Raw genomic sequence first — 4,834 nt, forward strand, 5'->3', positions numbered from 1 at the left:
CGTCGGTCAGCTCGGTGCCGGCGGCCGCGAGCTCCTTGACCTCCTCTTCGGAGCGCTCGCCCTTGGCGAGGGCCGAGGCGAAGATCGTCGGGTTGGTCGTGACGCCGACGACGTTCTTCTCGGCGATGAGGGACTCGAGCTTGCCGGTCTCCAGCAGTTCGCGGGACAGGTCGTCGAGCCAGATGCTCACGCCGACCGCGGAGAGGGCGGCGGTGGGGGTGTTCTCAGCCATGTGTTTCTCTTCTTCTTTCATCGACTGGCCGTCGTCGCGGTGGCGACGGGGGCCGTGGTGTCGGGGTCTCGGGGAACCGGCAGGCGCGGGGCGGGGCCGAGCCGCGCCTCCCGGAAGAAGGGCCGGATCCGGCGAACCGGACCCGGCCCTGTCGGGTCAGGAAGCCGCGAGGGATTCCTTCGCGGCGGCCACGACGTGCTCCGTCGTGAAGCCGAACTCCTTGAAGAGCGTCTGGTAGTCGGCCGAGGCACCGAAGTGCTCGATCGAGACGCTGCGGCCCTTGTCGCCGACGATGTCGCGCCAGCTCATCGCGATGCCGGCCTCGACCGACACGCGAGCGGTGACGTCCTTCGGCAGGACCTGGTCCTGGTAGTTCTCGGACTGTGCGCGGAACCACTCGAGCGACGGGGCGCTCACGACGCGGGCGTTGATGCCCTCGCCCTTGAGCTGCTCGCGCGCGTCGACGGCGATCTGGACCTCGGAGCCGGTCGCGATGAGGATCACGTCCGGGGTGCCGTTCGGCGCCTCGGCCAGGATGTACGCGCCCTTGGCGACGTTCTTCGCCGAGGCGAAGGTCTCACCCGAGGCCTCGCCCTCGCCACGCTCGAAGACGGGGAGGTTCTGACGGCTCAGCGCGATGCCGGCCGGGCGGTCCTTGTGCTTGAGCATCTCGAGCCAGGCGTAGGCGACCTCGTTGGCGTCGGCCGGGCGGACGACGTCCAGACCCGGGATCGCGCGGAGGGCGCTGAGCTGCTCGATCGGCTGGTGCGTCGGGCCGTCCTCGCCGAGGGCGACGGAGTCGTGCGTCCAGACGTAGATCGCCGGCGCCTGCATGAGCGCGGCGAGACGGACTGCCGGACGCATGTAGTCGCTGAAGATGAGGAACGTGCCGCCGAAGGGGCGGGTGTTCCCGTGCAGGACGATGCCGGACAGGATCGAGCCCATCGCGTGCTCGCGGATGCCGAAGTGCAGCACGCGGCCGTACGGGTCGGTGCTCCACGTCTTGGTCGACGCCTCGACCGGACCGAAGGACTTGGCGCCCTCGATCGTGGTCAGGTTCGACTCGGCGAGGTCGGCCGAACCGCCCCAGAACTCGGGCATGAGCGGCGCGATGGCGTTGATGACCTTGCCGGAGGCGGCGCGGGTCGAGACGGCCTTCTCGGTCGGGAAGACCGGGAGCGCCTCTTCGAGGCCCTCGGGGAGCTCGCCGGCGTTGATGCGGTCGAGGAGCGTCTTCTTCTCCGGGTTGGCCGCGGCCCACGCGTCGAAGGTCTGCTGCCACTCGGCGTGCTCGGCCTGGCCCTTGGCGACGACGCCGCGGGTGTACTCGAGCACCTCGGGATCGACGTGGAAGGTCTGCTCGGGGTCGAAGCCGAGCACCTCCTTGAGGCCCTTGAGCTCCTCGCCACCGAGGGCGGAGCCGTGGATCTTGCCGGAGTTCTGCTTGGTCGGCGACGGCCAGCCGATGATCGTCTTGAGGACGATGAGCGACGGCTTGGTCGTCTCGGCCTTGGCGGCCTCGACGGCGCGGTACAGCTCCTCGACGTCTTCGGAGTACTCGCCGGTCTTCTTCCAGTCGACGTGCTGGACGTGCCAGCCGAGGGCCTCGTAGCGGGCCGCGACGTCCTCGGAGAACGCGATGTCGGTGTCGTCCTCGATCGAGATCTGGTTCGAGTCGTAGAAGACGACCAGGCGACCGAGCTGCTGGCGGCCGGCGAGGCTGGCGGCCTCGTTCGTGACGCCTTCCTGCATGTCGCCGTCACCGGCGATCACGTAGGTGAAGTGGTCGAACGGCGACTGGCCGTCGGCGGTCTCCGGGTCGAACAGACCGCGCTCGAAGCGCTGCGCGTAGCCGAAGCCCACGGCGGACGCGAGGCCCTGGCCGAGCGGGCCGGTGGTGATCTCGACGCCGTCGGTGTGGCCGTACTCCGGGTGACCCGGGGTCTTCGAGCCCCACTTGCGCAGGTGCTGGAGGTCCTCGAGCTCGAGGCCGTAGCCGTGCAGGTAGAACTGCACGTACTGCAGGATCGAGGCGTGGCCCGCGGAGAGGATGAAGCGGTCGCGGCCGATCCAGGTGGAGTCGCTGGGGTCGCGACGCATCACCTTCTGGAAGAGGAGGTGGGCGACCGGCGCGAGGCTCATCGCGGTGCCGGGGTGACCGTTGCCGGCGGCCTCGACCGAGTCGGCGGCGAGTACGCGGGCCGTGTCGACGGCCTTCCTGTCGATGGCGTCCCAGGTGAATTCAGCCACTTGGATGTTGACCCTTCTTGATGCGACATGTGCGAGGGCTCGTGCCATCGCACGGACATGATCGCCATCCCGGGGCCTTCGTCAGGTCGCCGTCTCGCGGCGGCCGACCGGCTCTTCGCGGCCGACGTCATCGGGGCACGCACTGCGGGAGGGCGTCTCCAGCATAGTGACCATGCACTCAGAAGGGGTTCAGGTGACGCCGGTTGTGCACTCGTCGCCACGGGGACCCGCCGTCGGCCGGGCGTGTCGGTGGGCGACTTCGGTCCGGATGGCGGGGCGGGGCATCGTCGCAGCGCCTCGATCACGTAAACTGTCGGAGACCCGTGAGCATTCCGGGCCCACGCACGCCCCCGACGACGACGGAGCCGTCCACCGAGCGTGCGAGCTGACGCGAACAGACTGAGGTTCCCTTGCCGACTGCCACCGTGACCCGGCCCGACACCGATCGACCCCGCTCGACGCTGTCCCGCAAGGTGCGCGCGTACGTCTCGCTGACGAAGCCGCGGGTCATGGAGCTGCTGCTCGTCACGACGGCTCCGACGATGTTCCTCGCCGCGCGCGGGGTGCCGGACCTGTGGCTCGTGTTCTGGACGATGCTCGGTGGTGCCATGTCCGCCGGGTCCGCCTCGGCCTTCAACTGCTACATCGATCGCGACATCGACCGCCTCATGAAGCGGACGAGCACGCGCCCGCTCGTCACCGGTGAGCTCTCCGACCGCGAGGCCCTCGTGTTCTCGTGGGTGCTCGGCATCCTGTCGACGGCCGTCCTCGGCTTCCTGGTGAACTGGCTCGCCGCTGCGCTGAGCGTCATCGCGATCCTCATCTACGTGTTCCTCTACACGCTGTGGCTCAAGCGCCGCACGCCGCAGAACATCGTGTGGGGCGGCTCGGCCGGCTGCATGCCGGTGCTGATCGGCTGGGCGGGCGTCACCGGGTCGCTGAGCTGGGCGCCGGTCATCCTCTTCATGGTGATCTTCCTCTGGACGCCGCCGCACTACTGGCCGCTGTCGATGAAGTACCGCGACGACTACGACGCCGCCGACGTGCCGATGCTCGCCGTGGTCCGCGGGCGCACCGTCGTCGGGCTGCAGGTCGTCCTGTACGCGTGGGCGACGCTCGTCTGCTCGCTGCTGCTCGTCCCCGTCGCGCACATGGGACCGCTCTACACGGTCGTCGCGCTGGCCGGTGGCATCTGGTTCGTCGTCGAGTCGCACCGGCTGTACTCGCGGGCGATCCAGCACGTCGAGCACGTGCAGCCGATGCGGGTCTTCCACAGCTCGATCACGTACCTGACGCTGCTCTTCATCGCGGTGGGCATCGACCCGCTGCTCCCGCAGGTCTTCACCTTCTAGCCCGGGGCGGGCGGGGCCGGTCGCGCGGGTTCGGTCGCGCCGGCGCCGCTGCGGGTGCGCGGGCCGTGGTGTCGTCGTGCGGACGACGTGGAGCGACGAGACCGTTGTCGTACGACGTCGACGTTGTCGCTTCTTGCGTGCGCGCGGCGGTGTCGTGGTGCGGCCGACGTGGAGCGACGAGACCGTTGTCGTACGACGTCGACGTTGTCGCTCGTTGCGTGCGTGCGCGCGCGGTGGTGTCGTCGTGCGGACGACGCGGAGCGACAAGGCCGCTGTCGTACGACGTCGACGATGTCGCCCCGACTCGCCCCTGGCCGAGTCCGGCCCGGCAGGGCGCACGCCGCGACGCGCGGTGGTCGACGCGACCCACCGCCGGCCTGGAGGCGCGGTGGGGCCCGCACCGCGCCTCCAGGCCGTCACGGGGTGACGATCACCGCACCGTGCTGCCCTGATCGGTCGCGTGCGCAACGAACCACACCCCACGAGTCGATCGACTCGTGGGGTGTCGTCGACCGCGTGCGGTGGGCTGGGCGTCAGCCCGCGAGCGGCTCGCGGACGGCCTGGCGACCGGCGGTGCCGCGCGTCGAGAGCGTGACGACGGTCATCGCGCCGACCAGCAGCCCCGCGAGGACCATGTGCGTCCCGACCAGGCCGACCGGCAGGCCCGTGCGCGCCTGGGTGAGCCCCACGGCGATCTGGACGAACTCGACGACGAGGAGCAGCAGCGCCCACTTGCTCGACAGGCGCAGGCGGACCGCACCGACGACGAGCACGAGCGTCAGCGCGAACAGGACGTAGGCCGGCACCGCGTGCAGGTGCTCCATCACGGCCGGGTCGAAGCCCGTACGGTGCAGCCGGCCGCCGTCGACGGCCTCGTCCGCTCCGGCGTGCGGGCCGCTGCCGGTGGTGAGGATGCCGACGAGCACCGTGACGACGACGGCCGCGATCGTGCCGCGGACGACGCCCGTGTACCAGCCCGGGNCGAGCGCTCGCCGTGCGC

General features: G+C 70.3%; 3 protein-coding genes. 1 reads left to right on the top strand and 2 read right to left on the bottom strand.

Annotation, left to right across the window (positions count from 1 at the left end; genetic code table 11):
- A partial coding sequence (locus I5E_RS17920; RefSeq protein WP_031263109.1) for a transaldolase family protein occupies nt 1-232 on the bottom strand: 232 nt, incomplete at its 3' end.
- A 156-nt stretch (nt 233-388) separates the two neighbouring features.
- Nucleotides 389-2,482, bottom strand: coding sequence for a transketolase (gene tkt / locus I5E_RS17925; RefSeq protein ID WP_022908199.1), 2,094 nt, complete (start codon nt 2,480-2,482; stop codon nt 389-391).
- A 425-nt stretch (nt 2,483-2,907) separates the two neighbouring features.
- Between tkt and I5E_RS17930 the strand changes: the two genes are divergently transcribed.
- Nucleotides 2,908-3,834 (top strand): heme o synthase, encoded by a 927-nt coding sequence (locus I5E_RS17930; RefSeq protein ID WP_022908200.1) that lies wholly within the window; start codon nt 2,908-2,910, stop codon nt 3,832-3,834.
- Nucleotides 3,835-4,834: the final 1,000 nt, after the last annotated feature.

This window comes from Curtobacterium sp. B18, from assembly GCF_000333375.1.
Lineage (GTDB): Bacteria > Actinomycetota > Actinomycetes > Actinomycetales > Microbacteriaceae > Curtobacterium.